Raw genomic sequence first — 26065 nt, 5'->3', positions numbered from 1 at the left:
CAGCGTAGAGAAATGTGGGCAAAATGTGGGCAGAAGGCCTCGGGAGCTAAGAGCGGTTCGGCATCACCGATCTGGTCAAGGCAGCCTCGGTCGGTGTCAAAATGGTCTTGAGCTGGACCTTTAGAAGTCCCAGTCCTCGTCTTCGGTGACCACGGCCTTGCCGATCACATAGCTGGAGCCCGAGCCGGAGAAGAAGTCGTGGTTCTCGTCGGCGTTGGGGCTCAGCGCGGACAAGATCGCCGGGTTGACGTCGGTCTCATCGCGCGGGAACAACGCCTCGTAGCCGAGGTTCATCAGTGCCTTGTTGGCGTTGTAGCGCAGGAACTTCTTGACGTCCTCGGTCAAGCCGACCTCGTCGTACAGATCCTGGGTGTATTCGACCTCGTTGTCGTAAAGCTCGAAGAGCAGTTCGTAGGTGTAGTCCTTGAGCTCCTGGCGGGTGGCCTCGTCGGTGAGCGCGAGGCCCCGCTGGAACTTGTAGCCGATGTAGTAGCCGTGCACGGCCTCGTCGCGGATGATCAGCCGGATCATGTCGGCGGTGTTCGTCAGCTTGGCCCGGCTGCTCCAGTACATCGGCAGGTAGAAGCCGGAGTAGAACAGGAAGCTCTCCAACAGGGTCGAGGCCACCTTGCGCTTGAGCGGCTCGTCGCCTTTGTAGTACTGCATGACGATCTCGGCCTTGCGCTGCAGGTTGGGGTTTTCCTCCGACCAGCGGAACGCGTCGTCGATCTCGGAGGTGGAGCACAGCGTCGAGAAGATGTTGGAGTAGCTGCGCGCGTGCACGGACTCCATGAACGCGATGTTGGTGTACACCGCTTCCTCGTGCGGGGTCAGCGCGTCCGGGATGAGGCTGACGGCGCCGACGGTGCCCTGGATGGTGTCGAGCAACGTAAGACCGGTGAACACCCGCATCGTCAGCTGCTTCTCGTGGTCGGTCAGCGTGTTCCAGGACGGGATGTCATTGGACACCGGGACCTTCTCCGGCAGCCAGAAGTTGCCGGTGAGGCGGTCCCAGACCTCGGCGTCCTTGTCGTCCTGCAGGCGGTTCCAGTTGATGGCCGAGACACGGTCGATCAGTTTCATGCCATCGCTCACGAAAACCCCTTCACCTGCGAAAAGTTGTCACACCAGACCCATCCGGGCCGGCTGGATCGACACTACCCCTGGTATCGGGAGTCGCGCGCCAACACGAGATGTTGTGTCTGGCGTGTCGCCTCGAGAGTGCACACAGATCGTCTGCCGGCGCCGTTTCGCGATCTCACCGCACTCTCGAACGGTCAGCTGGAGAACGCGTACTCCGAGGCGTCGAACCGGCGGGTGGCCAGCCAGTACTGCCAGGTCATACCGCTCCAGAGGGTGCGATTGACGCCGAGCTCGTCGAGGTACCAGCTGCGGCAGCCACCGGTGCTCCACACCGTGCCGGCGAGCTCGTTCTGCAGCTCGTCGTTGTAGCGGTCCTGCGCCGCGCGCGTGGGCGCCAGCGCCTGCGCGCCGGCCTTGTCGACCGCGGCGATCGCCTTGGCGGCATAGCGGATCTGCGACTCGATCATGAACACCACCGAGTTGTGTCCCAGCGCGGTGTTGGGGCCGAGCAAAAAGAACAGGTTCGGCATGTCGGCGACGGTGATGCCGCGCAGCGCGGCGATGCCCTCGCGGTTCCACCGGTCGACCAGATCCTCCCCGCCAGGGCCCTTGATGTCGACGTAGGTGTAGGAGTCGGTGACGTGGAAGCCGGTCGCGAACACCACCACGTCGGCTTCCCTTTCGACCCCGTCGCCGGTGACGATGCCCCGTGAGGTGAACCGGGCGATGCGGTCGGTGATCACCTCGGTCTTCGGGTCGGCGATGCCGCGGTAGTAGGTGTCGGAGTTGAGGATTCGTTTGCACCCCGCCCGGTAGTCCGGGGTGAGTTTGCGCCGGAGTTCGCGGTCCTTGACCGAGCGGCGGATGTTCCACTTGCCGGCCATCTCCCCGAGCTTGAGCAACCGGGGCTGCTTGGTCATCGCGAATCCGACCGCCTCGTGCAGCCAGTAGATGCCGGCGCGCATGGCGGCCCTGGTACCGGGCACGTTGCTGAACACACGCTGCAACCGTTCCGGGATCGGGTTGTTCGGCCTGGGCATCACCCAGGCCGGGGTGCGCTGGTAGAGCTGCAGTTCACCGACGTCCTTGACGATCTCGGGCACGATCTGGATGGCGCTGGCGCCGGTGCCGATCACCGCCACCTTCTTGCCGGTGATGTCGACGTCGTGGTCCCACTGAGCGGAGTGGAATGCGATCCGCCCGGCGGCCAGGTAGTCGTCGTAGCCGTCGAACTCCGGGATCAGCGGGATGTGCAGCCCGCCCGCTCCGGAGACCAGGAACTGCGCGACGAACTCGCGGCCGTCCTTGGTGTAGACGTGCCAACGCATCTCGTCGTCGTCCCACACCGCGCGGTCGACATGCGCGCCGAACTCGATGTAGCGGCGCAGCCCGTACTTGGCGGTGACCCCGAGTAGGTAGTCCTGGATCTCCGGCTGGAACGACCACATGTGTGTCCAGTCGGCCTTCGGTTCGAACGAGAACGAGTACATGTGCGACGGGATGTCGCAGGCGCAGCCGGGGTAGGTGTTGTCCCGCCAGGTGCCGCCGATCTCGTCGGCCTTCTCCAGGATGAGGAACTCGACGCCGCGTTGCTGCAGTTCGATCGCCATGCCGAGCCCGGAGAAGCCGGAGCCGATGATCAGGGCGCGGGTGCGGACCGGCACCTGTCCGGTGGAGGTCGTGTCAGCGTGTTCAGCCACGGTCATGACGCCGACTGTACCTGGGAACGCCGGTACCGTTTAAGTACATTCCGCCGAAATCGCATTCCACGTGGGCTTTCGGGCGGTTTCGGCGCGCGGAATGCAATTTCGGCGCTGATCAGGCCGGAGTGACCAGGCCGTGCTTGAGCGCGAACATGCTGGCGCCGATGCGGTTGCCTGCGCCGATCTTCGTGTAGATCCGCTCGACGTGGTTGCGTGCTGTTTTTCCCGAGATCCCGAGCGTCGCGGCGATCTCCTTGTTCGACGCGCCGCGGGCGACCAGGCACAGCACCTCGATCTCGCGCGGGGTGAGCCCGCAGGGACGCGGGCTGGGGCGACGGCTGCGGTGGCCGCCGGCCTGGAGGACCGCGTCGACGGCGGCCTCGTCGAGCTGACCTCCGCGCACCCGCTCACGCAACCGGGCCGCCGCCCCCGCTCCGGGCAGCGGCTCGCGGTACGGGCGGGGCTCCAGCGCGGATCGGTAGGCCACGGCTGCGGCGAGAATCCGGTCGGGCAGGCCCAGGGCCGCGGCGGGCTGCCCGCGTGGATACCCGGAACCGTCCACGCACTCGTGGTGATTGCCGGCCACTGCCGCGACCACCCCGAGGCCGTCGACCTGGCTGAGGATGCGCACGGTCAGATACGGGTGCAGCCGCACCCGCTCGAGCTCCCCGGCGGTCAGCGACGACGGCTTCGACCAGATCTGGTTGGACACCCCGATGCGGCCCAGATCGTGCACGTGTCCGGCGCGGCGCACGACGGTGACGGTGTCGCAATCCAAACCCGCCAGGCTCGCGGCATCGGCGGCGAGCGCGGCGACCGCACGCGAATGCCCAAGTGTGAAAGGGCATTTGAGGTCAACGAAGTCGCCGAGCGCCACCAACATGGAGTCGAGTTCCGCGGCGCCGAGCCGCTGTCCGTAGTCGGGAGCTTCGCGCGAGGCGACCGTCCAGGCCTCCCCTGGGGCCGGAAGCGACAGCACACGCCCGGCGTCGGCGGTGAACGCGTCGACCACGCGCGGATCGAACTGACCACCGCGCCGGCTGCGGGCCATCGCGACCGCTCCGTCGACGCCGTAGGTGCGATGGTGCACCTCCGCCACGTCGGCGAGCTGTGCCACCCGCATCGGCATCGGGATGCCGTCCCCGCCGACGCCGGCGGGAAGTCCGCCGCCGTCGTAGCGCTCGAAGGTGTAGCCGAGCACGGACTGCACCTCCGCGCTCAGGCCCAACCGGTCGGCCAGCATGCCCGCCGACGAGCAGTGGGAATGGATCAGTTGCGAGATCTGGCCCCGCGCATCGGCGAAAAGCGTTGCCATGGGTTGCGTCCAGCAGAGTGGTGTACGAGTCGGACCTGATCAGCGGTACCGGCGTGTCGTAGCCGACTGATTGAGGGTCATCGCGTGATTCTTCGAGAGACCCGTCAAAGTCACTCGAGCAAAGGAATCAACGCGATGACCACTGCCCACAATATCGACCTGCCCGCGGTGCTTGCCGAACGACTCACCACAGCGCACCCTGACGTGCTGCGTGAGCTGCTGGCCACGTTCATCCACACCCTGATGGGTGCAGAGGCCGACGCCCTGTGCGGCGCCGGCTACGGCGAGCGCAGCACTGAGCGGACCAACTCCCGCAACGGCTATCGGCACCGCCAGTTCGACACCCGCGCGGGAACATTGAATCTCGCAATCCCGAAGCTGCGGCAGGGCTCGTACTTCCCGGACTGGCTGCTGGAACGCCGCAAACGCGCCGAGCGGGCGCTGACGACGGTGGTCGCGACCTGCTACCTGCTCGGGGTTTCGACGCGGCGGATGGACAAGCTCGTCGAAACTCTCGGCATCACGTCGTTGTCGAAGTCGCAGGTGTCGGTGATGGCCAAGGAACTCGACGTCGCCGTGGAGGCGTTTCGCACCCGCCCGCTGGACGCCGGCCCGTACACGTTCGTGGCCGCCGACGCCTTGGTCCTCAAGGTCCGCGAGCAGGGCCGGGTGGTCAACGTGCACGCCCTGATCGCCGTCGGGGTCAACGCCGAGGGCTACCGTGAAATCCTCGGCATCGACGTCACCACCGCCGAGGACGGCGCGGGCTGGCTGACGTTCTGGCGGTCGCTGACCGCCCGCGGGCTGTCTGGGGTGAAGCTGGTTACCAGTGACGCCCACGCCGGGCTGGTGGCCGCGATCGGAGCCACTCTGCCCGGTGCGGCCTGGCAGCGCTGCCGCACGCACTACACGACGAATCTGATGAGCGTCACACCGAAGGCGTCCTGGCCCTGGGTACGCACCCTAGTGCATTCGGTGTTCGACCAACCCGACGCGGAATCCGTTGCTGCACAATACGACCGGATCATCGACGCGCTCGCCGACAAGCTGCCCAAGGTGGCCGATCACCTCGAAGCGGCCCGACCGGACCTGTTGGCGTTCACCGCGTTCCCCAAGCAGATCTGGCGCCAGATCTGGAGCAACAATCCCCAGGAACTTAACCGGCCCTCGGGGTCGGATCAACTCTCGGTGGTCGATTGGTCAGCGGTCGAGGCGGTGCAGGTGGTCGGTCAACGCCTCGGCGACACGGTGGTGACGGGCGGCTTCGTCGAGCCAGCCACGGGCGCGGGCATCTGCTTCGAGAGTCTGGATGTCGGTGCGTTGCGCTTCGAGTGCGCCTCGGAACTCGGGGCCGGTGACGAAGTTGTCGCAGGTTTCGCAGATGTTGGCATAGGGGCAGGCGCCGGCACTGTGGTGGCGGGCGCAGTAGCCGTGGGCGACACGTGTTTTGAGCATCTCACTACCGAGCCAGCTGACCGCATCGGGGACGATGGGTTTGCCGACCGGAGTGAGAGTGAACTGTCGTCGCATCTTTCCCATGGCCTGGTCATAGGCATCGCGCAGCGTCGGTGAGGCCAAGGTGGCGTAACGCAAAGTCATCTGCGGGGTGACATGTCCGAGCAGTGCCATCAAGGCCTGCAGGCTCATGCCTGCGTTCGCGAGCTCGGTGGCCCATGTGTGGCGTAGCTGATGCGGGGTTACCACCAGCGGTGCGCCGCCGGTCCCGCGCAGCCCGCAGGACTCGATGGCGGCGAGCAGGCCATTGCGTAACCGCGTCTGTCCGAGACGGCGGCCGTGCGCAACGAACAGGAAATCGGTAGGCGCTCCGGTACGGGGATGCGGCAGTGGGCGGCAAACACCACGTCTGCTGGTCCACTGGTCCAATGCGGCAATGGTGTTGGCCGAGAGCGGAACCATGCGTTCGGTGGCGAGCTTGCCCAACGGAACTTTCAACCAGGTGCCGGCGGGTCCGTAGTCGACGACGCTGCCGAGTTCGAGGTCGAGCAGCTCCCCGATCCGCAGCCCTGCCCCGCGAAGCACTGTCAGCCCGACGCGGGCGAACGTATCCTCCAGCTGGGCAACCGCGTTCATCACCGCGGCGTCGATATCAGGTGGTAGGGCCTGCGGCAGGGGTTGATCGAGTTTCGGGATATCGACGGCGAAGACCAGACGACGCGGCGGTGCCTGCTCCCAGCCCCATTCGGTGATGTCGTCGAGTAGGTTGCGCACGCTCAGTACCGTCGATTGGATCACGGCCTTGGAGATGGTGCGTCCGGCGCCGGCGGCGGCGCGTTGTCCACGCCAGGTGCGGGCGCGATTCCAGACCAGGAAACCCTCGATGTGACTGCGATCCAGATCCCCGAACGAGGTGAGCTCGGGATGAGTGGTGGTGAGATAGTCCGCGAACGGCAGCAAATCGTTGATCAACGATTCGACGGATTTCGGACGCAGCACCGATGCCCGGACGGTGACATAACGCAGCAGCGTCTCCCGGATCAGGTCAGTCATCGCCACGTCGGCGAAGCGTTGGGCGTAGCTGCGGGCCCAACGCCGCCGCCGTGGTGGTGTATCGACGATGCGAGCCTGAAAAAGCATCTGCCGCAACCCGGCTATCCGGTTGCGGTAGGCGCGCCTCGACGATGCCGGAATCGATTGTGTGGCAGCCAGCGCGGTGTCGAACTTGTCGACCGTGCCGTTGTCGACATCGTCGACGAGTCCGCCGTGCCAGGCGAGCAGCACCGCCAGACATTCACCCAAGACCGTCTCGATCCACTGTGGTGTCCAGCCCAAGGCCAGCCCGGCGGTGCGCACGGCGGCGAATCCGCCCGGGTCACGGTCCTCGACGGCTCGTCCCAGACCAGTGAGGTTCTTGACGGCCGCGAGTTCGAGGTCGAGGCGCAACTCGCCCCGGCCAATGACATGACACAGCAGTGGCCAGGCCCCGTTGTTGCGCAGATCGGCCAACCGCTCGACCGCCGGTCTGGTCATCCAGTCCCGCAGATCCGGGTGCTCGGTCAGGAAGGTGCTCGCGCCGCGGGTGCGGCCACGCACCGACCTGCTACTGAGACCAAGGCTGGCAACGTGTTCGAGATAGTCGTCCAGCACCGCATCCGGGTCAGCCAGCAGGTCCATCGATGCGAGCGTCTGGGTGGTCATCGTCGTGTCCCGGCAAGGCTGGCGCGAGCCGCACCGTATTCGGCGGCGAGTTGCTCGACCGACAGGTGCACATATCCGGCGGTGGTTTCCGGGGACACGTGGCCCATCAACTCCCGCAGCGCCATCAGATCGATTCCAGCAGAGGCGAGTTCGGTGCCGTAGGTATGGCGCAGCCGGTGTGGACGTACCCTCGTCGCACCAGACAGGTCTCGGTGCCGCCGAAACAGTGACCGCAGTCCGGCCTCGGTGACCGGGGCCCCCGCGGAGGGTCCGCGCAGCACCACGAAACACTCCTCGGTCGTCAACCCTGGTGGGCGTTCGAGGCGCAGATAGGCCGACAGTTCGGTGAAGAATGCTGCATCGACCGGTACCACCCGCTCCTTCGAGCCTTTACCAAGCACCCGCACCCGCCGTCGACCGAAGTCGATGTCGGCCAACCGCAAGGACCGCACCTCGGCGCTGCGCAGGCCCCCAAAGAGCATCGCCCACACCATCGCCCGATCCCGGTGGGTTCGCAACGACGCCACGAACCGCTCGACTGCATTGGCATCGAGAGACTCGGGCAGTAACCGCGGTTGCCGCACCAGCCGGCCTCCGGCCCGAGGCCGACCCGGGCCCAGATGCCCGAGCAGTCCCCGCGCCACCGGTCTCAGCCCCTGCCCGCGCCGCGGTGAGGGCACCGGGTTCTCGGAGCGCGTCCCGGTCATCACCAGGTACTCGAAGAACGCCCGCACCGCCGAGACCCGCCGGTTGACCGTCGATGCCGCCGCGCTCCCGCCATTCCTTCTCGCCGGGCTGCGCCGGTGGTCACGGCGCACATCCTGCCAGTCGATCCACTCGAACACCTCCACCGGCGTCACCGCCGCCACCGCGAGATCACGGTCCAGCAGGAACCGAGCCAGATTGAGCACATCGAACGCATACGCCCGCACCGTCGCCGCACTGAACCCGCGTCCGGCCAGATGCACCAGGAATGCGTTTGCCGCTGCGCACCCCTCCCACGGGCCATCGATCACATAGCCGTCACTGCTGGTGCGCACCCGAACAGTCATCGCCTACCCCTCTCGGCCCCGCCAGCATGCGCCACACATGACCCGCGGCCTCGAACCTCACGCCGCATCCACAGTCGTGTCGTGGGAGGGCCGGTTAACCGATCGGCTCAACAAAGAGATCCGCCGCCGCACCGACGTCGTGGGCATCTTCCCCGACCGCAACGCCCTGATCCGCCTCGTCGGCGCCGTGCTGGCCGAACAACACGACGAATGGGCTGAATCCCGGCGCTACCTCGGCCTCGACGTCCTCAGCAAATCACGCGCCGTCAACGACACCCCGACCGAACAGGAGGCCACCCCCGCGGCACTGACCGCCTGAACCATTAACTCGAAGAATCACACGACAGCGTCGTACACCACGCCCATGGACTTGACCTTGCCATGACGCTCAATCGGTGCAGCAGCGGCTGTCCCCGGCCGGTGTTGGCGAGTAGGAACCGCAGGTACGGCAGACCCGACCAGTCGACGAGGTAGGAGTCATGCCGCACGGCGATGTCGTCACCGAACCAGCGTGCGTACTCGTGCGAATCGGCGTGACATCCGATCCACATGAGCAACGCGATGTAGTAGCAGCAGTCGCGCTCGGCGCGGTCCAATCCCAGCCGGTCGGCGATCCGGGTGGCGATGACCGCCGACCGCAGCATGTGCTCGGCCGGCTGCCCGAGCCCGAGGTCGATGGCAATGGACAGCGCCGCCAGCAGTTCGGCTCTGCTGGGCGATCGGGCCGGATGCTCGGCCGGCGGCGCCATCCGCTGATTCTGCCTGTTCACGCTCGCACTGGTCAGCCGAACGCCACGGTGCGCTCGGCGGCCCGATGCCGATCGGCGTCGAAGTTCTCGAAGTGGCCGGACCCGATCACGCCGATGCCGCGCTGCGGAAGCCGGAAGTCCCCGAGCCGGGCCTGGCGCAACAACGGGCCGATCGGACCGAGGTCCTGACCGCGCAGCATCGCCTCAGACGCGCTGACAGCCCACACCGTTCTCGGGGCGACCATGTAGCGCTGGCCGTTGGCGGCGGTGCCGGTGAGCCGGATGTCGCCCACCCCGAGGGTGGGGCCGGCGATCCGGCTGATCAGCGACAGCGTCGACGGATTGGTCCACGCCGACTCCGGCAGCCGCCCGCCGATGGACGTCATCAGCCGGGTGGCCCAGGTGTTGCGCATCTCGACCGTCCATCGGAGCAGTCCGGGGATCTCGATGCGCACCGACCACGGCGACTCCCAGGTCAGGCCGATGTCGCACTGCACGGGATCGTTGGGGGTTGCCGAGCTGAAGTACCGCGCGCAACTCTGCTGGCCGGGTGTGGTGGCGTAGAAGGTCCACGTGCATGCCGGGTCTCGGTGCCAGACGGAGACGTAGGCGGGTGCGAAAGTCGTTGCGGGGAACTGTCGCAACGCCAGGTAGTGGCCGTTCGAGAAGGGCAGCCCCATGATGCCGAACCCGACGAAGCGTTCGTCGTCTCCGGCGGGAAGGACGGGATGTGCGGTAACGGCCGCGGCGGCGGCCCGGGGGGTGAGGTAGGTGTTCATGCCTGTAGATCGTCGGCGCGCGCCCGTCGCGCCACATGAGGCATCTGCCTCAATTTCCGGACCCGCCGAAACTGCATTCCGCGCGGCGGTTCGCGCGAAAAGTGCACGTGGAACGCGATCTCGGCGAAGAGGGTCAGGCGACCTCTTCGCGGCGTTTGACGCCCTCGTGCAGCGGCACGTCAGGGTCGATCTTGATGCCCAGCACCTCGCAGGTGCCGTTGATGGAGCCGACCATGATGGTGGTCAGGTAGTCGACGAACTTCTCCGACGGCAGCCGCCGCGGACTGTCGCGCTCGGGGCCCAACCACCAGTCGGTGGCCGAAGCCGCCGCCCCGAAGGTCGCGAACCCGGCGAGTTCGAAGGCCGCGTAGTCGAGCTCCATGTCGCTGAGCTCGTTGTTGAACATGTCGGCCATCGCCAATGTGATGTCGCGGCCCTCGTTGAGTGCGCGCATCGCCGACTCGCTCTGCTCGGCGAAGCGGCCCTGCATCAGGAAACGGATGACGTTGGGGTGCTCGTCGACCAGTCGGACGTATTGCTCGATGGCCCGGTACACCACGGTGCGCGCGGCATCGGTGGAGAGGTTGATCGACGGGAAGATCGCCGCCCACAGCATGTCCCGCATGCGCTGACCGATCGCCTGGAACAGGTCGGACTTGTCGGTGAAGTGGCGGTAGATCTTGGGTTTGGCGGTGCCGGCCTCTTCGGCGATCTCGCGCAGCGAGACCTCGGGTCCCAGCCGGTCGATGGCCCGGAACGCGGCGTCGACGATCTCCGAACGCACCTTCTTGCGGTGCTCACGCCAGCGTTCGCTGCGGGCGTCCACCTTGGCACCCGGCTCTTCGGAGGAACGCGTCCTCGACCCTCGTCGCACGCGATCACTGTACCCGCCCCAGCGTTGCTGACCTGCTAAGACCGCGTGACGTCACACTCGGCTCACCGTCATGACCCGGTGTGGCCAGGCGAATTCGCCCGCCGCGCACATACAGGGAGTTTGGGTACTATCTCCAGCGACAGCCGCTCGACGAGAGAGATTCATGACGCAGCGATACGACGTGGTCATCGCAGGTGGAGGACCCTCCGGGTCAGCCGCCGCGTGGCAGGCAGCGCAGACCGGTGCCAAGGTAGTGGTACTGGACAAGGCACAGTTTCCCCGCTCCAAGCCCTGCGGTGACGGTCTGACCGCCCGTGCGGTCAGCTACCTGCAGAAGATGGGCCTGGCCGACGAGGTCGCCACCTATCACCGGGTGAACCGGGTCACGGTGTTCAGCCCGAGCCGCTGGGAGCTGTCGTTCCCCAAACGTCCCGGCATGCCCGACCACGGTCACACCGTGAGCCGGGAACACCTCGACACCGTGCTGCTCAAGCACGCGGAGTCGGCCGGGGCCGAGATCCGGCAGGGCGCCGAGGTCGCCGGGCCGGAGTTCGACGCCACCGGACGGGTGATCGGTGTGGTGCTCAAGAGCGGCGAGAAGGTGTACGGCGACGCGGTGATCGCCGCCGACGGCGCCTACTCCCCCATCAAGCGGGCGTTGAAGATCGACTCCGAGTACAACGGCTACTCCGCGATCGCGATCCGCTCAGAGATGCCGGCCAACCGCCCGGACTCCGATTCGCTGGACATCTACCTGAAGCTGATGTTCCAGGGCGACCAGTTGCCCGGATACGGCTGGGTGTTCCCGATGGGCAATGGACTCTTCAACATCGGGCTGGGCTACGTCAACAGCTACAAGAACTGGCAGTCGATCAATGCCACGCAGTTCCTCGGCGACTTCCTGCGCACGCTGCCGCGCGAGTGGGATCTGCCGCCGATCGAGGAGCTCAAGAAGAACAAAAGCGTGCGCGCGTGGCGGTTGCCGATGGGCTTCACCGCGTGGCCGCCGTGGCGTCCCGGCGTGCTGTTCACCGGTGACTCGTTGGGGGCGGGCAAGCCGGCCTCCGGCGCGGGCATCTCCAAGGCGCTCGAATCCGGTTTGGCCGCAGGCGAATGCGCGGTGGCGGCGCTGACCAACGGCGGTCCCGACGACTTCACCAACTACGCGCAGCGCATGGAGGCTGCGTGGGGCAGGGAGTATCGGCGCGGCCGCTACATGCACAAGTTGATCGGACAGCCCAAGCTGGCCAACGCCGGCGTGAAGCTCATCGACAACGCGGCGTTCCGTGACCGAATGCTCAAGGCGCTGTACAAGAAGGCCCAGGGTCCGCAGCACAGCTTCTGAATCGGCACGTCCTGTGTACGAAGCCGCGGTGACCCTCGGAGCCGAGGCTGCTCGGCGCCTCGACGCAGCAGGCACCGTGACGATCGAGCGTGGCATGTCCGACGACGAATTGGACCGTGTCGAGCACGAGGTGGGTGTCGAGTTCGCCGACGATCACCGCGCGTTCCTGGCGGCAGGACTGCCCACGGGCGGGTCGTGGCCGAACTGGCGCGCCGAAGGCCGCAGAAGTCTGACCAGACGGCTGCAACTGCCCATCGTGGGCGTGCTGTTCGCCGTCGAGTGGGATCGGTTCTGGTATGACGGCTGGGGTCGGCGGCCGGCGCAGACGAAGCACGCGCTGCGCACCGCGCGCTACCACCTGGAGCGTGCGCCGATGCTGGTGCCGATCTGTTCTCACCACTACCTGCCGGCCGGCCATGGATTGTCCGGGCATCCGGTGCTGTCGGTGGTGCGCACCGATGTCGTCATCCGCGGCGCGAACCTTGCCGACTACGTCTCCGCCGAGTTCGGGACGGTCGAGCCGGACGCGAGGCAGGCAGCAGTGACCGTCGAGTTCTGGTCGACGCTGTTGGGCTGAGTGAGATGTCGCCGCCGCGGGCTACCGTGCGTTCATGGAGCAACGCATCAGCCTGATCACCCTCGGCGTCGACGACCTCGTCCGTGCGCGTCGGTTCTACGAACAGGGTCTGGGCTGGGTGCCGAAGGCCGCTCCGGACGGCGTCGTGTTCTATCAGCTGCCCGGCCTCGCGTTCGCGTTGTTCGGACGGGCCGACCTCGCCGCGGATGCGCACCATCCTGTCGACGGCCGGTTCAGCGGTATCACCATCGCGATCAATCAGCGCACCGAAGCCGATGTCGACGCGGTGCTCGCCCAGGCGCACGCCGCGGGGGCGACAATCCTCAAGGCCGCCGAACGGGTGTTCTGGGGCGGTTACTCGGGTTACTTCGCCGATCCGGACGGCCACGTCTGGGAGGTCGCACTGAACCCGGAGTGGACCATCAACGACGACGGCACCTTGTCGATCTGAGGGTCAGATCCCGGTGACGACGGTCAGGAGGATCACGGAATCCTCCAGCGCGGCAAGGTTGTGCCGTTCCGAGGGGATGATCAGGTACTCACCCTCGCCGAGTTCGGCCGATGCGCTCGACGTATTGAGGCGAACCCGGCCGTGTAGCACCAGAAGTGTTGCCTCACCCGGGCTTTCGTGATCGTCGAGGCGCTGATCGGCCAGCAGCGCGATCGCGGTCTGGCGCAACTTGTGTTCGTGCCCGCCGTACACGGTGTGCGCGGCCCGGCCCGCGCGCGCATTGCGAGCAGCCTCGAGCTGTTCGGCTGCGGTCTCTTTCAGGGACACCACGTCCATGACTCACACTCCTTCACTGTCGTCCGCCACCACACGTGTAGGGCGGAGCACCAATCCGACTTCGCACGAACCCCCATGGGGATCCGGTGTCACCGCCACACCGTAGCGGCCGCCGACCGCGTCGGCGTTGAGGTCGATCACCTCTTGGATCAATCCCTGCTGGATACCGCGAACCACCTCGGGTGCGGTCTTGGCGACCTCAGCGAGGGGGCAGGTGCACAGTTGCACCGTCACCTCACCGAAGGACGACATCACCGAACGCACCTGGAAACCCAACTCGGTCAGCGTCGCCACGACGAGGTCTCCGACCGAGGTCTCGTCGCGGGCCCTGGCCAGCCGCACGCGGTGCGCCAGGTCTGCCCCGATGCGGCGTGCTCGCGTTTCCCGCTCCTCGGCGGTGCCACCGAGATGCGTCGCGAACAGCGACACGATGTCGGCGTAGTCGAGTCGTGGCGCCGGCTCGTAGGTCAGCTTGGGCCGCCCGGCTCCCGATTTGCGACTGCCCGCGCGCCGCACGAACCCCTGGGCTTCCAGTGTCGACAGGTGGAACCGCGCTGTGGTGATGTGGATCTGCAGCAGATCGGCGACACCCTGGGCATCGACCGGACCGTCGGCTTCCCGTAACAGACCCAGCACCCTGTGGCGCTGGCGGCCCGCTGCGCGGTCCCGCGTCTCGCCGGCGGCGCTGCTCACCACTGCCATGAGTCAAGTGTGTCATTGCCCAGGTACGACGCCGACGACCGCAACGGCGGTCAGCGAGTGCCGGTACCGCTGGAAGGTCTTGCGCATGCCGATGACCCTCCGACGTGCCGCAGGACGCCGGATCAAGTTGCCCACGATGCGCAGCGCACCGAGGGGTCCTTCGTCGGCGAGCACGCGTGCCGGGTTGAGCAGCGCCATCGGCGCGTGGTCGACGCGCGAGATCTCGAAGCCCGCGTCGGTGAGCAACGTGGTCCACTCGGCAGTGGTCAGCGGGCGGGCATTGACCTTGATGGCCCGCGACATGTCGCGGCGGATGTCGTCCTTGATGTCCTGGGACAGGCCGTCGGGGGTCAGCCCCAACTCGTGGATCGCGTAACGGCCGCCCGGCCGCAGCACACGGAACGCTTCGCCGATGATGGCACGCTTCGCCTTGTCGCCCTGCATGGTGAGCATGGCCTCGCCGACCACCACGTCAGCGCTGGCCTTGGGCAACCCGGTCGACACCGCGTCGGCGACGACCACCGTGCCACCGACCGGGGCGACGATGGAGCGCACCTGTTCGGTCGCCGCGGCGGTGTCGTCGACGCCGACGTAGGAGTGCGGTTTCCGGGCGACGATGTCGGTCGCCGTGCGGCCGAGTCCAGGCCCGAGCTCGACGACGTCTGCGCCCTCGATACGCGCGGCCGAAAGCAGACGCGTCGTCAGCTCCAGCCCGCCCGGGCGCAACACTCTCTTGCCCAGTCGGGCCAGCAGCCAGTGGCCGGGAAGGTCGGCGTCACCCCGCTCGGCGAGCGGGAGAGGTGAATCAGCCATGGCGGACAGTCCTTTCGACAGCGGCGACCAGGAAGATCGCCGTGGACAGTGAACACACGTAGAGCAGAGCGGCGTTCTGGCTCCACGGAGGAATGAGCACCGCGTCCTGGCCGGTGGCGTAGACGCCGTTGAGAACCGGCATGAACCGCTGCAGGAACGCGCCACTGGGGAGATATCCCGCGGCGGATTCAACCGCGTACACCCACAACAGGATCACCGCCGCGGAGCCGAGCGGCGACCGGGTCAGCGCGCCGACGCCGATACCGGCGCCGGCGGCGAAGAAACTCAGCAGCGGCACGGTCCACAGCAGCCGCTGTGCCACCGGATCGGTCGCCGACACCGATCCGTAGACGTGCGGCGAGGCCACCGGCAGTAACAGGAGCACCGCGAGAAGCGTGAGGGCGGCGGCCGCAGCGCCGAGCGTGCCGTAGAACCACCACCGGCCTGCCAGTACCGGCCACTGGCGGTGAGCCGCCAGGCGAACGTATTCCCCAGTGTGGTAACGACTCTCGCAGGCCTGCCCGTCGGAGGCGGCCACTGCCACCACCGCGGTGGTGACGGTGATCACCCAATAGGCCGCGTTGGAGGTCGGCACCTGCAGGACCGAGATCTGCCCCGGTATGCGCGCGAAGGTCTCGGCGGCGATCGCGATCGCGAACGTGATCACCGCCGGCAGCACCACCGCGGCAGGGATCAGGACCGTCCACAGCCGACTCCGGCCGCCCGTCCGGACCATCTCGGCGCGCGCACCGCGCACCACTGGTGCCACGCTCATGCGTACATCGCCGCATCGAGCAGTGCCGATTCCAACCAATCGCGCGGTTCGTAGCCGGTGGGTATGACGTCATCGAGGGCACCGTGTACTCGCGGACGGCCGCTGTCGAGCAGCAGCACGTGATCGGCGGACAGCACGACTTCGGCGAGCAGATGCGTCGCTACGACCACCGCACACCCGTCGTCGGAGAGTCGTCGGAGAAGCCCACGGAACCAGACGATCCCGGGGACGTCGAGGCCGTTGAGCGGTTCGTCGAACAGCAACGCCCGTGGCCGGCACAACAGCGCGCCCGCGATGGACAGCCGCTGCCTGGCGCCCAGCGACAGCGCGCCGATCCGCTCCCGGCGCTGCGTATAAAGCCCGGTTTCCTCCAGAACGTCGGTGACCCTGTCCGCCGCAGCACCGGCGAGCGCAGCCAGCCACCTGAGGTGCCGCACGACCGTCTGGCGCGGATCGAGCGCGCCGGGGCCGAGGTGAACACCGACCTGATCGGGGTCCCCGTTGGGCGGGCGACCGTTCACCGTGACGGTGCCGCGGTCCGGGCGATCCAGTCCCGCGATCAGCCGCAGAAGCGTGGTCTTGCCTGCTCCATTGAGGCCCAGCAGTGCCGTCACCGTACCTGCCGGAAGCTCGACGGAGACGCCGTCGAGCACCAGTGTGGAGCCGAAACTCTTGGCGAGAAACGATGTTTCGATCATTCGAAGTTGCACGGGACCGGCAGGCCGATCGTCTTGATGCCGTTGCACAGTGATTTGCTCGCCAGCTTCCACCGGCCGTCGATACGCCGCCATTCGGCGACGACCTGCACGGTCGGCGCACCCTGCCGACTCGCGTTGATCACCGCGGTGTGCCTGTCCGGCTCGTGGGTCTCGGGGCCGGTGACCATGCTCGACCCTCTGGGCGGCCGAAAGAAGCCGACGCGGTAGATCATCTTCGGCACCACGACGGCGCGCGAACCGCCCTCCAGTTGCGCGGCCTTGACGTCATCCGGGGCGGGCGAGGCGACCAGGAGACGAATCTGTGCGTCGAGTTCTGCCAGCGAGGGCACCTCGGAGATGATCGCGAAGTCATCTGCTGCCATCGGGTCGGCGTGAACCGCGGGATCGGCAGTCGCAGCGGGCGCTGTGACCGTCGCCAACGCCATGGCGACCGAGGCCGTCACCGCCGCCTGGGTCGCGCGTAGCCGTCGGGCCATGTCTCACCCCTAATTAACCGGAAAACTTTCCGCTTAATGTAGGAGCACACGCCGATAGAGGCAAGCCTTACCTTGGACCATGGGTCAGCGACGGCCGCGCCCGGGCTTGCGCGTGACTTTCCCCGCGGCGGCGCGGGCTGCCTGTTTGGCCAGCGTCTTCTCCCGCGCCGTCCGCTTGCGCTCCGGTGCGGCCTGCCCGCGGGACGAGCCGGGTTTGCGACCGCGCACGATCCCGATGAACTCCTCGAGGATTTCCGACTGTGGTCCCTCGGGGAAGGCGAGCGCCACCGAGCAGGTCGGAGCGCCGACCACGGGTCGATACGTGAGGTCCTTGCGGTGATGCAGCCGGGCCAGCGACTGAGGCAGGAGGAGCACCCCGAGCCCAGCTGCGACGAGTTCCGTTGCCGCTTCGGTGGTTTTGGGCCGATGCTCGACGGGGTCACCGGGCGCGTGCGGCCAGTCCACGACGGTGTCCAGCGGAGTCAGGATGGCTTCGTCGAGCAACTCACCCGGGTCGACCTCGTTGGCCGCGGTCAGCACGTGCTCGACCGGCACCACCACGACCGTCGTCTCTTCGTACAGCGGGATGACGGCGAGACCCGAAAGGTCGGCGGGCAATCGCAGCACCGCGACGTCGACGCTGCCGTCTCGGACCGCGGCGACGGCGTCGGCGGCGGTGACACTGCGCAGGTGCAGCGGCACCTCCGGGTGGCGGTCCGTCCAGGTTCGCGCCCATTTTCCCGGCGTCGCACCCGGGACGTATCCGAGGGTCAGCGAGGGCCGGGTCACCGCATCAGGCTACCGGCGGGTGTCGTCGTTAAGCTCTAGCCATGAGCAGGCCGAACGCGCAGTCCATGAAGCCCGCGACCGCGGCGAAGAAGCTGGACGTCTACCTGCCCGCGACGCCCGAGGACTTCCAGCAGAATCCGATCACCCGCGCCGAGCTGGCCGCGCTGCAGGACGACCCGCCGCAGTGGCTGACCGATCTGCGCAAGAACGGGCCGCACCCGAAGAACCTCGTCGCTGCCAAGCTCGGCGTCTCGATCGCGGCGTTGGCCCGCAACGACGTCGACGGTGCGCTCACCACCGAGCAGATCAACGCCCTGCTCGAAGAGAAGCCCGAATGGCTGACGGCCGAACGCGAGAGCTACCAGGCGGTGCTCCGCGAGCAACGTCGCCTCAAGTCTCTACGAGCGGAACGCGACAGCTGAGCCGCCGCCGACTTTGGGCCTTATGCGCGCATGATCACCAGATCGCGTATCTAAGGCCCACAGTCAGGCGCTGGCGCCTTGCTTAAAGGCCGAACAGATCGTTGAGCCGATCAAAAAACCGGTCAATGCGCTGCTCGAACCAAGTGCCGTTCACCCACTTCTTCCAGGCATAGATCGCCGCGAAAATCACCAGCACGATCCCGAATACCAGCACGATGATCAGGACAACTTCGGCCGTGGTCGACACCAAGGAGCCTTTTGGCTCACAAACCCATCCGAGACGCTGTCAGAGCGGCTAGGGATGGACAAGTACAGGCTGAACCATCAAGCTACGTTCACGCCAGCAGTCAAAGTTTGTCAGTCATCACATGTTGACGCTTCCTGCGGCATATGCGTAGCCAGCCAATTTGCCGCCCCAACGTACGTGGTTCCACAGACGAACTCAGCGTTATCGAGCGCGGCGCTAGCCCGCGCTTCGATATGGGTTCGGCGCACAGTCATCTGCAGAAATACCTGCCTCAGCCGCGGCTTCACGTGTCAGGACCCCTGTCGAGGCGTCGCCGTTAGGCAAGCGATTCCATCCACGATCGAGATTGCCGGTTCTGTAAGCATTTACAAGGTCCAATACGTCGACAGTTAGGTGGTGGTGGCTGCAAAGCGCCCGCGTGTTGATGAATACCTCGTGGACGTCACTTCTCGAACACCGAATGTACGCACATAGTGCTTCTGCGTTAGGCAACCCATCTACGGCGCTCAGGGCCCGCACGCTTCCGCGAAAGCCGGCCAGCTTGAGCCGCTTTCGCAGTTCAGGTACGCCGAGTATAAACAGCGGACTGTCACCTTGATCACTCATGATCATCCTTCACCAATACTTGTCTCAGTCGTATCGCCCTACAGCATGCAGCTGACGCAACCCTCGACCTCGGTGCCTTCGAGGGCCATCTGGCGCAGCCGGATGTAGTACAGCGTCTTGATGCCCTTGCGCCACGCGTAGATCTGCGCCTTGTTCACGTCGCGGGTGGTGGCGGTGTCCTTGAAGAACAGCGTCAGGCTCAATCCCTGGTCGACGTGCTGGGTGGCTGCGGCGTAGGTGTCGATGACCTTCTCGTAGCCGATCTCGTACGCGTCCTGGTAGTACTCCAGGTTGTCGTTGGTCATGTAGGGCGCCGGGTAATAGACCCGCCCGATCTTGCCTTCCTTGCGGATCTCGACCTTGCTGGCGATCGGGTGGATCGAGCTCGTCGAATGGTTGATGTAGGAGATCGAGCCCGTCGGGGGGACGGCCTGCAGGTTCTGGTTGTAGATGCCGTGCTGCTGTACGGACTCCTTGAGCCGCGTCCAGTCCTGCTGATCGGGGATGCGGATGCCGGCATCGGCGAAAAGTTGACGCACCTTGTCGGTCTTGGGCTCCCACACGTGATCGGTGTACTTGTCGAAGAACTCCCCCGACGCGTACTTGGATTTCTCGAAGCCCTTGAACGCCGTACCCCGCTCGATCGCAATGCGATTCGACGCGCGCAGCGCGTGGTAGAGCACCGTGTAGAAGTAGATGTTGGTGAAGTCCACGCCCTCGTCGGAGCCGTAGAAGATCCGCTCGCGCGCCAGATAGCCGTGCAGGTTCATCTGCCCCAGCCCGATCGCGTGAGAGTCATTGTTGCCCTGCTCGATCGAGGGCACCGACGTGATGCTGGTTTGGTCGCTCACCGCGGTCAGCGCCCGGATCGCGACCTCGATGGTCTGCGCGAAGTCCGGTGAGTCCATCGCCTTGGCGATGTTCAGCGACCCGAGGTTGCAGGAGATGTCCTTGCCGACCTTCTTGTAGGACAGGTCGTCGTTGAACTCCGACGGCGTCGAGACCTGCAGGATCTCCGAGCACAGGTTCGAATGGGTGATCTTGCCCGCGATGGGATTGGCCCGGTTCACCGTGTCCTCGAACATGATGTACGGGTAGCCCGACTCGAACTGCAGCTCGGCCAGGGTCTGGAAGAACTCGCGCGCCTTGATCTTGGTCTTGCGGATCCGCGCGTCGTCGACCATCTCGTAATACTTCTCGGTGACCGAGATGTCGGCGAACGGAACGCCGTAGACCCGCTCGACGTCGTACGGCGAGAACAGATACATGTCCTCGTTCTTCTTGGCCAGCTCGAAGGTGATGTCGGGAATCACCACGCCCAGGCTCAGCGTCTTGATCCGGATCTTCTCATCCGCGTTCTCCCGCTTGGTGTCCAGGAAGCGGTAGATGTCGGGATGGTGGGCATGCAGGTACACCGCGCCGGCACCCTGGCGGGCACCGAGCTGGTTGGCGTAGGAGAACGAGTCCTCCAGCAGCTTCATGATCGGGATGACGCCGGAGCTCTGGTTCTCGATGTTCTTGATCGGCGCGCCGTGCTCGCGAATGTTGGTCAGCAGCAACGCGACTCCGCCACCGCGCTTGGACAGCTGCAGCGCCGAGTTGATCGAGCGGCCGATCGACTCCATGTTGTCCTCGATGCGCAGCAGGAAGCAGCTCACCGGCTCGCCGCGCTGCTTCTTGCCCGAGTTCAGGAATGTCGGGGTGGCCGGCTGGAACCTGCCGTCGATGATCTCGTCGACGAGCTTCTCGGCCAGCGTGGTGTCGCCGGCGGCCAGGGTCAGCGCCACCATCACCACGCGGTCCTCGAAGCGCTCCAGGTAGCGCTTCCCGTCGAAGGTCTTGAGCGTGTAGGACGTGTAGTACTTGAACGCGCCGACGAACGTCGGGAACCGGAACTTCTTGGCGTACGCGCGATCCAGCAATTCCTTGACGAAGTTGCGCGAGTACTGGTCGAGCACCTCGCGCTCGTAGTACTCCTTCTCGATCAGGTAGTCGAGCTTCTCATCCTGACTGTGGAAGAACACCGTGTTCTGGTTGACGTGCTGCAAGAAATACTCGCGCGCCGCCTGCACGTCCTTGTCGAACTGAATCTTGCCGTCGGCGTCGTAGAGATTCAGCATCGCGTTGAGCGCGTGGTAATCCGTCTCCCCCGGAAGCGCGTGCGCGCCGGTGGTTACAGGTTCTGCAGCTGTGACGGTTGGTGACACGTCTGGTCCTTCCGGGCGTCGGCCCAAAAATCACTCAGGCCCGCACGGACGGCGAACACGTCGTCCGTGGTTCCCATGAGTTCGAATCGGTACAGGAAAGGGACGCCACACTTACGGGAGACGACAACCCCCGCGTATCCGAATTCGGCGCCGAAGTTGGTGTTGCCCGCGGCGATGACGCCGCGGATCAACGACCGGTTGTGTTCGTTGTTGAGGAAGGCGATCACCTGCTTGGGCACGTAGCCCCCGCGATCGGGATCGGGACCAATGGCGTGCCCGCCACCGTAGGTGGGCAGCACCAGCACGTAGGGCTCTCGGACGACCTCGGGGTCCTCGATGCGCCCGTGGATCGGAATCCGGGTGGCCGGAATCTCCAGCTTCTGAACGAAGCGGTGCGTGTTCTCCGAGACGCTGGAGAAGTAGACGAGATTGCTCATGCTGGCCCCCTCCGCTTCCGGTCTGTCCGATCCCGATTACCCGCGTACTGCTCAGTGGTGGCCGGTGGCCACCCCCGTCATGCCGTTGCGCTGACGGCGCCTGCCAGCGCCTTGATCCGGTCGGGACGGAAGCCCGACCAGTGGTCGTTGCCCGCGACCACAACCGGTGCCTGCAGGTAGCCCAGGGCCATCACGTAGTCGCGGGCCTCGTTGTCCAGGCTGATGTCGACGACGTCGTAGGCGATGCCCGCCTTGTCCAGGGCCTTGTAGGTGGCGTTGCACTGCACGCAGGCCGGCTTGGTGTACACGGTGACGGGTGCTGGCTGAGTCATCTGCGGTACGGCTCCTAACGCCAAGGTGGGGCAAAACGGGCTGGCAACTGCTTCGGTGGTGCTTCTCGCTGTTATCAGCGGTCCGACGGCGCCTAAAATTCCAGGCCGTCCGGGCCGAGTGCTGGTGTATCGGGGACCCGACGGCGCCGGCACTTCTGGCTCCGGCCGACCCCACATCTTGGGGGTCCGTCGGTGTTCGAAACACTACACCTAGTGGCCGACATTCAGAAGGGATACAAGATGTTCTGAATGACATTTCTGAAATTCCCAGGTCGTAAGCACTTCGGAGGCGCACGGACCGGCGTGTCGCATGTCACACCGGCGTGTCGCGGCGCAAAGGATGCCATGACACACCTATCTATCAGCACCCACCGACATCCCTGCGCCAGTGCCAAGACGGCCACACGCTGCCAGCAAACATCGAGAAACGCATGTCAGACAGCGCGCCACCGTGCGCGTGTTCGTGCACCCGCTCGGCACCACCCGATCCCCGGGCGGGACACGATCGCGCGGCGCCCGGGCGGGCGTACCCCAGCCACCTTCGAGCCTGCGGATCCGACAGTTACCTGCGGATCCGACAGTTATAGGTACCTGACTACTGAGGGGTTCTGCTCCGCCGCAGGCGACGATCTTGTATGTGTCGGTACGACCCGGTGTCGAGGTCGTGCCCTGAGCTGAGCCGGGGCGGAAATGACAATCAAAACGCACCTATGTCCGGTTCGGTCATCGGTGTCCGCCCGGCAACGACAGCGTCGTCGCCTCAGCTCCTTCGCACGAAGGATGGCGACCATCGCAAGCGCGATGCTGGTGGTGGCCACAGCCCCGCTGGGGCCGCCGTTGACAAGCCCACCCGCCGTCGACATGTCCGCCGACACCACCGCGCTGATCATGTGTGGCACCACCTGCCCCACGCCGGACGACACCGTCGTCGACATCGTCAAGGACCAGTACATCGCCCCGACCCATCCGGGCGACATCGACTACGTCAAGGTGACCACGCCCGAAGAGTTCTGGCCCATCACCGGGCTCACTGGTGCACCATCCTTGTGTCGGTGATCTTGGATGGATTGCCGATGCACCCGAGGTGCCGCTGATCTATCGCCCTGCTCGCTCGACACATTCGATGTCCAGCATGAGTTCTGCGGAGGCCAGTGGTTACCCGGGGCGCGTTGACCGTCGACAGGGCTATGCGCCACCGAGCGCCGCTCAGTGAGCGAACCGGCAGTCGTGCCCCGGAACCTGCACATAAGGGTGCCTCCCCACTGGGCTTAGCAGCGAGGAGGCTGTCATGAAGTCTGCCCGAAATACCCTGCCAACGGAACCCACCAATGGGCTCACCTGTGGAATCGACTGGGCCCGCGATGATCACGCGGTCTCGATCGTCGATGCCAAAGGCCGCGAGATCACCCGCAAAACGATCGGTCACCACGCCGTTGGGCTGCGTGATCTGCTCACCACACTGCAGCGCGTCGGTGTCGGAGAAGTCGCCATCGAACGCCCCGACGGTCCGGTTGTAGATGCCCTGCTCGAGGCCGGGATCACCGTCGTGGTGATCAGTCCCAACCAGGTGAAGAACCTGCGCGGGCGCTACGGATCGGCCGGCAACAAAGACGACCGCTTCGACGCGTTCGTCCTGGCCGACACCTTGCGCACCGACCGGACCCGGCTGCGGCCCCTGCAGCCCGACAGCCCGGCCACCGTCGCCCTGCGTCAGACCTGTCGAGCCCGCAAAAATCTGGTCGCTCACCGCGTGGCGATCGCCAACCAGCTGCGGGCTCATCTGATGATCGTCTTTCCCGGCGCGATCGGGCTGTTCGCCGATATCGACTCGCCGATCAGCCTGGCCTTTTTGGCCCGCTTTGACTGCCAGGACCGCGCCGACTGGCTCTCGGTCACCCGGATGGCCAACTGGCTGGCCAGCGTTGGCTACAGCGGCCGCACCCACGCCAGTGAACTGCACCGACGACTCACCGCCGCGCCTCGCGGCGCCACCGGTATCGACGGTGCCACCATCACCGCGACCTTCGTCGAGGTGTTGAGCACTGTGAGCGCCCAGATCAAAACCCTCGACCAGAGCATCGCCGAGCAACTCGACGCTCACGCCGATGCTCATATCTTCACCAGCCTGCCCCGCTCGGGCACCTTCCGTGCCGCCCGACTGCTCGCCGAAATGGGCGACTGCCGCGCACGGTTCCCCACCCCCGAATCGCTGGCGTGCCTGGCCGGAGTCGCCCCCTCCACCCGCCAGTCCGGGAAAGTCAAACACGTCGGATTCCGCTGGGCTGCAGACAAACAACTCCGCGACGCCGTATGCGATTTCGCCGGTGACAGTCGTCGAGCCAACCCCTGGGCTGCCGATCTCTACAACCGCGCCCGAGCCCGCGGACACGACCACCCCCACGCCGTGCGCATCCTCGCCCGCGCCTGGCTCTACATCCTCTGGCACTGCTGGCACGACGAAGTCGCCTACGATCCCACCCAACACAGGGCCCTCCAAAAGCTGATCAACCAGGATCAACCCAGGGCGGCTTGACACAGGGCAACTCATGCGTCTCATCGGACTCGCGCTGGGTGACGAGCGACTGTTCGGCCCCGGTGGGCCGGCGTGGCCGGACGAACCGTGGTGGAAACTGTCCGGACTCTTCGACCTGACCGCCAATCAATCACTGCAGAAAGGTGCGGACAGCCTGGAGGCGGCGATCGCGGCCAACGACAACGACCACCGGGTCGTCTACGGCGTCTCGCAGGGCGCCGGGGTCGCGAACGTAGTGAAGCGCAGGCTGGCCGAACAGTATCCGGGCGGGACCGAAGACCACATCCCCGACATCGACTTCGTGCTCAGCGGTGACCCCAATCTGCCCAACGGCGGCTTGGCCTCCCGCTTTCCCGGCCTCTACATTCCGGTCCTGGATCTTCTCCTCAACGGCCCCGCCGCAACCGACACCCCGTTCGACACGATCGAGATCGCCCGGCAGTACGACGGATTCACCGATTTCCCGTTGTATCCCCTCAATCTGCTCGCCGACCTGAATGCCATTCTGGGCGTCCTCTACGTGCACACACACATCTTCGACGTCAGCCTGCCCGCCCAGGAGCCGACGAAGTCTCCTGCCTTCCGAGGCACACACGGCGACACCAGCTACTACGTCTTCGAGAATCCGGATCTGCCGCTGTTCGGTCCGCTGCGCACGCTGGGTGTGCCAGAGCCACTGATCGATGTGGTGGAGCCGTTCTTCCGGGTGCTTGTCGAACTCGGCTATGACCGCACCATCCCGCCCTGGGACCCCACCCCGGCGCGGTTGATCCCGAAGTTCGACCCGGTCAAGCTCATCGTCGACCTCGTCAACGCGGTAGGAGAGGGCATCAACAATGCGGCGGCCCTCCTGGGCCTGCCGCCGGTGGTGAAGACGTCCGCGCCGGCCACCTCGACAGACCGTGACGATGTGAACATCAACGCAGCCGAGACCGAAGCGGCGCACACCGGCGACGCGCCGCATGCCGTCTCCGACCCCGCCGTGGCGGCATCAGCGCACTCGCGCGGCGAGCACATGTCCACGGTTGCCACAAACACCTCCCGAAGCGTGAACCCGACCCAGAGCGATGCAACGACAGTCGCTGTCCAGGAAGGGCGGAATTCGTCAGACGGACAACCGTCGGAGACGCCGCTGGTAGCAACTGTCGGATTGGACGACGGGTCCATCGAGACTCAAGAAGTCACCGCGACGGACGAACTCCTGTCGGCGACTGACGCGCCCTTACCCGACGCCAATGCCATTGACCACGTCACCGCTGGCGGCACCACTGACGACGCCGCCGCTGACGAGACCCCAGATCTGACCGCTGAATCGGCGTTACGGGAGGCATTCACAAGCAAGTTGAAACGGATACCGACATCCTTCACGTTCGATACCCCGTCGTCAGCCACGTCATCGCACGCTGCCGATCCCGGCTTGAGAACATCGAGCGACTGCGCGGAAAGAGGGGCGCCAGACGGCAGCGGTGACACCACGCCGCCGACGAGTCGACCCGGTTCGTCAGACAAGGGAGCCGCTTGAACGGCAGGCGTTCCTAGTGAGCTGGTACGGAAGGCAGCCCTGCGGGACCGCGCGACGCGAGACCC

At 65.9% G+C, this 26065-nt stretch carries 24 protein-coding genes and 4 pseudogenes; 9 read left to right on the top strand and 19 right to left on the bottom strand.

The genetic code is table 11. From position 1 onward, the window contains the following. Positions 1–120: 120 nt before the first annotated feature. The 3 genes and pseudogenes from nrdF to KXD97_RS17650 all read right to left on the bottom strand — a co-directional run. The gene (nrdF, locus tag KXD97_RS17660; RefSeq protein ID WP_396885456.1) at positions 121–1083 is read right to left on the bottom strand and encodes a class 1b ribonucleoside-diphosphate reductase subunit beta; all 963 of its coding nucleotides are present in this window, start codon (positions 1081–1083) and stop codon (positions 121–123) included. 194 nt (positions 1084–1277) lie between these two features. Next, on the bottom strand, positions 1278–2789 hold the full coding sequence (locus KXD97_RS17655) for an NAD(P)/FAD-dependent oxidoreductase (RefSeq protein WP_260751334.1): 1512 nt from the start codon (positions 2787–2789) through the stop codon (positions 1278–1280). A 112-nt stretch (positions 2790–2901) separates the two neighbouring features. Beyond that, positions 2902–4101: pseudogene (locus tag KXD97_RS17650) on the bottom strand (HD domain-containing phosphohydrolase); the annotation flags it as partial. Between the two features lie 135 nt (positions 4102–4236). Between KXD97_RS17650 and KXD97_RS17645 the strand changes: the two are divergent. Further along, positions 4237–5265 (top strand): annotated as a pseudogene (locus KXD97_RS17645) (IS256 family transposase); the annotation flags it as partial. Between the two features lie 36 nt (positions 5266–5301). On the opposite strand, the gene KXD97_RS17640 reads toward KXD97_RS17645, so the two are convergent. Both KXD97_RS17640 and KXD97_RS17635 read right to left on the bottom strand, forming a co-directional pair. Continuing rightward, complete coding sequence (locus tag KXD97_RS17640; RefSeq protein ID WP_260751333.1) at positions 5302–7257, bottom strand: tyrosine-type recombinase/integrase; 1956 nt, start codon at positions 7255–7257, stop codon at positions 5302–5304. Then, positions 7254–8309, bottom strand: coding sequence for a tyrosine-type recombinase/integrase (locus KXD97_RS17635; RefSeq protein WP_260751332.1), 1056 nt, complete (start codon positions 8307–8309; stop codon positions 7254–7256). Before KXD97_RS17635 ends, KXD97_RS17640 begins: the two co-directional genes overlap by 4 nt. A gap of 82 nt (positions 8310–8391) precedes the next feature. Here KXD97_RS17635 and KXD97_RS17630 point away from each other — a divergent pair. Then, positions 8392–8628: pseudogene (locus tag KXD97_RS17630) on the top strand (transposase); the annotation flags it as partial. Between the two features lie 58 nt (positions 8629–8686). On the opposite strand, the pseudogene KXD97_RS17625 reads toward KXD97_RS17630, so the two are convergent. From KXD97_RS17625 to KXD97_RS17615, 3 genes and pseudogenes are all read right to left on the bottom strand, one after another. Then, positions 8687–9058 (bottom strand): annotated as a pseudogene (locus KXD97_RS17625) (LuxR family transcriptional regulator); the annotation flags it as partial. A 32-nt stretch (positions 9059–9090) separates the two neighbouring features. Beyond that, entirely contained in the window at positions 9091–9837 is a 747-nt protein-coding gene (locus tag KXD97_RS17620) for a hypothetical protein (RefSeq protein WP_260751331.1), read from the bottom strand. A 133-nt stretch (positions 9838–9970) separates the two neighbouring features. After that, positions 9971–10711 carry a TetR/AcrR family transcriptional regulator gene (locus KXD97_RS17615; protein WP_260751330.1) on the bottom strand — a complete coding sequence of 247 codons (741 nt, stop codon included), beginning with the start codon at positions 10709–10711 and terminating at the stop codon, positions 9971–9973. 163 nt (positions 10712–10874) lie between these two features. On the opposite strand from KXD97_RS17615, the gene KXD97_RS17610 reads away from it, so the two are divergent. From KXD97_RS17610 to KXD97_RS17600, 3 genes are read left to right on the top strand one after another with little or no spacing between them, the layout of a single operon-like run. Beyond that, the gene (locus KXD97_RS17610; protein ID WP_260751329.1) at positions 10875–12056 is read left to right on the top strand and encodes an NAD(P)/FAD-dependent oxidoreductase; all 1182 of its coding nucleotides are present in this window, start codon (positions 10875–10877) and stop codon (positions 12054–12056) included. A gap of 28 nt (positions 12057–12084) precedes the next feature. Continuing rightward, positions 12085–12633: a hypothetical protein gene (locus KXD97_RS17605; RefSeq protein WP_260751328.1), complete on the top strand. Its 549-nt coding sequence runs from the start codon at positions 12085–12087 to the stop codon at positions 12631–12633. 34 nt (positions 12634–12667) lie between these two features. Continuing rightward, positions 12668–13084, top strand: coding sequence for a VOC family protein (locus KXD97_RS17600; protein ID WP_260751327.1), 417 nt, complete (start codon positions 12668–12670; stop codon positions 13082–13084). Between the two features lie 3 nt (positions 13085–13087). Here KXD97_RS17600 and KXD97_RS17595 read toward each other — a convergent pair whose 3' ends face one another. The 7 genes from KXD97_RS17595 to KXD97_RS17565 all read right to left on the bottom strand — a co-directional run bounded on the left by KXD97_RS17595 (position 13088) and on the right by KXD97_RS17565 (position 17694). After that, a complete protein-coding gene (locus KXD97_RS17595; protein WP_260751326.1) occupies positions 13088–13420 on the bottom strand; it encodes a cupin in 333 nt (110 codons plus the stop codon). Between the two features lie 3 nt (positions 13421–13423). Next, entirely contained in the window at positions 13424–14122 is a 699-nt protein-coding gene (locus KXD97_RS17590; protein WP_260751325.1) for a metalloregulator ArsR/SmtB family transcription factor, read from the bottom strand. Between the two features lie 12 nt (positions 14123–14134). Further along, entirely contained in the window at positions 14135–14935 is an 801-nt protein-coding gene (locus KXD97_RS17585; RefSeq protein WP_260751324.1) for a class I SAM-dependent methyltransferase, read from the bottom strand. After that, positions 14928–15710: an ABC transporter permease gene (locus KXD97_RS17580; protein ID WP_260751323.1), complete on the bottom strand. Its 783-nt coding sequence runs from the start codon at positions 15708–15710 to the stop codon at positions 14928–14930. The genes KXD97_RS17585 and KXD97_RS17580 overlap by 8 nt, the downstream gene beginning before the upstream one ends. Further along, positions 15707–16408 (bottom strand): ABC transporter ATP-binding protein, encoded by a 702-nt coding sequence (locus tag KXD97_RS17575; protein ID WP_260751322.1) that lies wholly within the window; start codon positions 16406–16408, stop codon positions 15707–15709. Before KXD97_RS17575 ends, KXD97_RS17580 begins: the two co-directional genes overlap by 4 nt. Continuing rightward, positions 16405–16854 carry a hypothetical protein gene (locus tag KXD97_RS17570; protein ID WP_396885454.1) on the bottom strand — a complete coding sequence of 150 codons (450 nt, stop codon included), beginning with the start codon at positions 16852–16854 and terminating at the stop codon, positions 16405–16407. The genes KXD97_RS17575 and KXD97_RS17570 overlap by 4 nt, the downstream gene beginning before the upstream one ends. Before the next feature lie 135 nt (positions 16855–16989). Then, positions 16990–17694, bottom strand: a complete 705-nt coding sequence (locus KXD97_RS17565) for a LysR substrate-binding domain-containing protein (RefSeq protein ID WP_260751320.1) — start codon at positions 17692–17694, stop codon at positions 16990–16992. 41 nt (positions 17695–17735) lie between these two features. Between KXD97_RS17565 and KXD97_RS17560 the strand changes: the two genes are divergently transcribed. Then, positions 17736–18116, top strand: a complete 381-nt coding sequence (locus KXD97_RS17560) for a DUF5997 family protein (protein WP_260751319.1) — start codon at positions 17736–17738, stop codon at positions 18114–18116. An 82-nt stretch (positions 18117–18198) separates the two neighbouring features. Here KXD97_RS17560 and KXD97_RS17555 read toward each other — a convergent pair whose 3' ends face one another. The 4 genes from KXD97_RS17555 to KXD97_RS17540 form a co-directional block, all read right to left on the bottom strand. Next, positions 18199–18363, bottom strand: coding sequence for a hypothetical protein (locus KXD97_RS17555; protein ID WP_260751318.1), 165 nt, complete (start codon positions 18361–18363; stop codon positions 18199–18201). Positions 18364–19007: 644 nt separating this feature from the next. Then, complete coding sequence (nrdE, locus tag KXD97_RS17550; protein ID WP_260751317.1) at positions 19008–21176, bottom strand: class 1b ribonucleoside-diphosphate reductase subunit alpha; 2169 nt, start codon at positions 21174–21176, stop codon at positions 19008–19010. Beyond that, on the bottom strand, positions 21143–21613 hold the full coding sequence (gene nrdI / locus KXD97_RS17545) for a class Ib ribonucleoside-diphosphate reductase assembly flavoprotein NrdI (protein ID WP_260751316.1): 471 nt from the start codon (positions 21611–21613) through the stop codon (positions 21143–21145). The genes nrdE and nrdI overlap by 34 nt, the downstream gene beginning before the upstream one ends. Before the next feature lie 77 nt (positions 21614–21690). Then, positions 21691–21945, bottom strand: coding sequence for a redoxin NrdH (locus KXD97_RS17540; RefSeq protein WP_260751315.1), 255 nt, complete (start codon positions 21943–21945; stop codon positions 21691–21693). A 780-nt stretch (positions 21946–22725) separates the two neighbouring features. Here KXD97_RS17540 and KXD97_RS17535 point away from each other — a divergent pair. The 3 genes from KXD97_RS17535 to KXD97_RS17525 all read left to right on the top strand — a co-directional run bounded on the left by KXD97_RS17535 (position 22726) and on the right by KXD97_RS17525 (position 26000). After that, a complete protein-coding gene (locus KXD97_RS17535) occupies positions 22726–23001 on the top strand; it encodes a hypothetical protein (protein WP_260751313.1) in 276 nt (91 codons plus the stop codon). Positions 23002–23233: 232 nt separating this feature from the next. Beyond that, positions 23234–24478, top strand: coding sequence for an IS110 family transposase (locus KXD97_RS17530; RefSeq protein WP_260751312.1), 1245 nt, complete (start codon positions 23234–23236; stop codon positions 24476–24478). A 13-nt stretch (positions 24479–24491) separates the two neighbouring features. Then, on the top strand, positions 24492–26000 hold the full coding sequence (locus tag KXD97_RS17525; RefSeq protein ID WP_260751311.1) for a PE-PPE domain-containing protein: 1509 nt from the start codon (positions 24492–24494) through the stop codon (positions 25998–26000). The last annotated feature ends 65 nt before the right edge of the window (positions 26001–26065 follow it).

This window comes from Mycobacterium sp. SMC-8 (assembly GCF_025263565.1).
In the GTDB taxonomy this organism is placed as follows: Bacteria; Actinomycetota; Actinomycetes; order Mycobacteriales; family Mycobacteriaceae; genus Mycobacterium.
Note: the sequence above shows the minus strand (reverse complement) of the source record. Positions and strands in the feature narration are given on the sequence as shown.

What these genes read in the sequence shown, in the direction of transcription:
- KXD97_RS17595 (WP_260751326.1), bottom strand. Translation starts at nt 13,420, where the DNA reads ATGGACGTGGTGTCCCTGAAAGAGACCGCAGCCGAACAGCTCGAGGCT.
- KXD97_RS17525 (WP_260751311.1), top strand. Translation starts at nt 24,492, where the DNA reads ATGCGTCTCATCGGACTCGCGCTGGGTGACGAGCGACTGTTCGGCCCC.
- KXD97_RS17575 (WP_260751322.1), bottom strand. Translation starts at nt 16,408, where the DNA reads ATGATCGAAACATCGTTTCTCGCCAAGAGTTTCGGCTCCACACTGGTG.
- KXD97_RS17535 (WP_260751313.1), top strand. Translation starts at nt 22,726, where the DNA reads ATGGCGACCATCGCAAGCGCGATGCTGGTGGTGGCCACAGCCCCGCTG.
- KXD97_RS17570 (WP_396885454.1), bottom strand. Translation starts at nt 16,854, where the DNA reads ATGGCGTTGGCGACGGTCACAGCGCCCGCTGCGACTGCCGATCCCGCG.
- KXD97_RS17635 (WP_260751332.1), bottom strand. Translation starts at nt 8,309, where the DNA reads ATGACTGTTCGGGTGCGCACCAGCAGTGACGGCTATGTGATCGATGGC.
- KXD97_RS17580 (WP_260751323.1), bottom strand. Translation starts at nt 15,710, where the DNA reads ATGAGCGTGGCACCAGTGGTGCGCGGTGCGCGCGCCGAGATGGTCCGG.
- KXD97_RS17590 (WP_260751325.1), bottom strand. Translation starts at nt 14,122, where the DNA reads ATGGCAGTGGTGAGCAGCGCCGCCGGCGAGACGCGGGACCGCGCAGCG.
- KXD97_RS17655 (WP_260751334.1), bottom strand. Translation starts at nt 2,789, where the DNA reads ATGACCGTGGCTGAACACGCTGACACGACCTCCACCGGACAGGTGCCG.
- KXD97_RS17600 (WP_260751327.1), top strand. Translation starts at nt 12,668, where the DNA reads ATGGAGCAACGCATCAGCCTGATCACCCTCGGCGTCGACGACCTCGTC.
- KXD97_RS17530 (WP_260751312.1), top strand. Translation starts at nt 23,234, where the DNA reads ATGAAGTCTGCCCGAAATACCCTGCCAACGGAACCCACCAATGGGCTC.
- KXD97_RS17620 (WP_260751331.1), bottom strand. Translation starts at nt 9,837, where the DNA reads ATGAACACCTACCTCACCCCCCGGGCCGCCGCCGCGGCCGTTACCGCA.
- KXD97_RS17585 (WP_260751324.1), bottom strand. Translation starts at nt 14,935, where the DNA reads ATGGCTGATTCACCTCTCCCGCTCGCCGAGCGGGGTGACGCCGACCTT.
- KXD97_RS17540 (WP_260751315.1), bottom strand. Translation starts at nt 21,945, where the DNA reads ATGACTCAGCCAGCACCCGTCACCGTGTACACCAAGCCGGCCTGCGTG.
- nrdI (WP_260751316.1), bottom strand. Translation starts at nt 21,613, where the DNA reads ATGAGCAATCTCGTCTACTTCTCCAGCGTCTCGGAGAACACGCACCGC.
- KXD97_RS17610 (WP_260751329.1), top strand. Translation starts at nt 10,875, where the DNA reads ATGACGCAGCGATACGACGTGGTCATCGCAGGTGGAGGACCCTCCGGG.
- KXD97_RS17560 (WP_260751319.1), top strand. Translation starts at nt 17,736, where the DNA reads ATGAGCAGGCCGAACGCGCAGTCCATGAAGCCCGCGACCGCGGCGAAG.
- nrdF (WP_396885456.1), bottom strand. Translation starts at nt 1,083, where the DNA reads ATGAAACTGATCGACCGTGTCTCGGCCATCAACTGGAACCGCCTGCAG.
- KXD97_RS17640 (WP_260751333.1), bottom strand. Translation starts at nt 7,257, where the DNA reads ATGACCACCCAGACGCTCGCATCGATGGACCTGCTGGCTGACCCGGAT.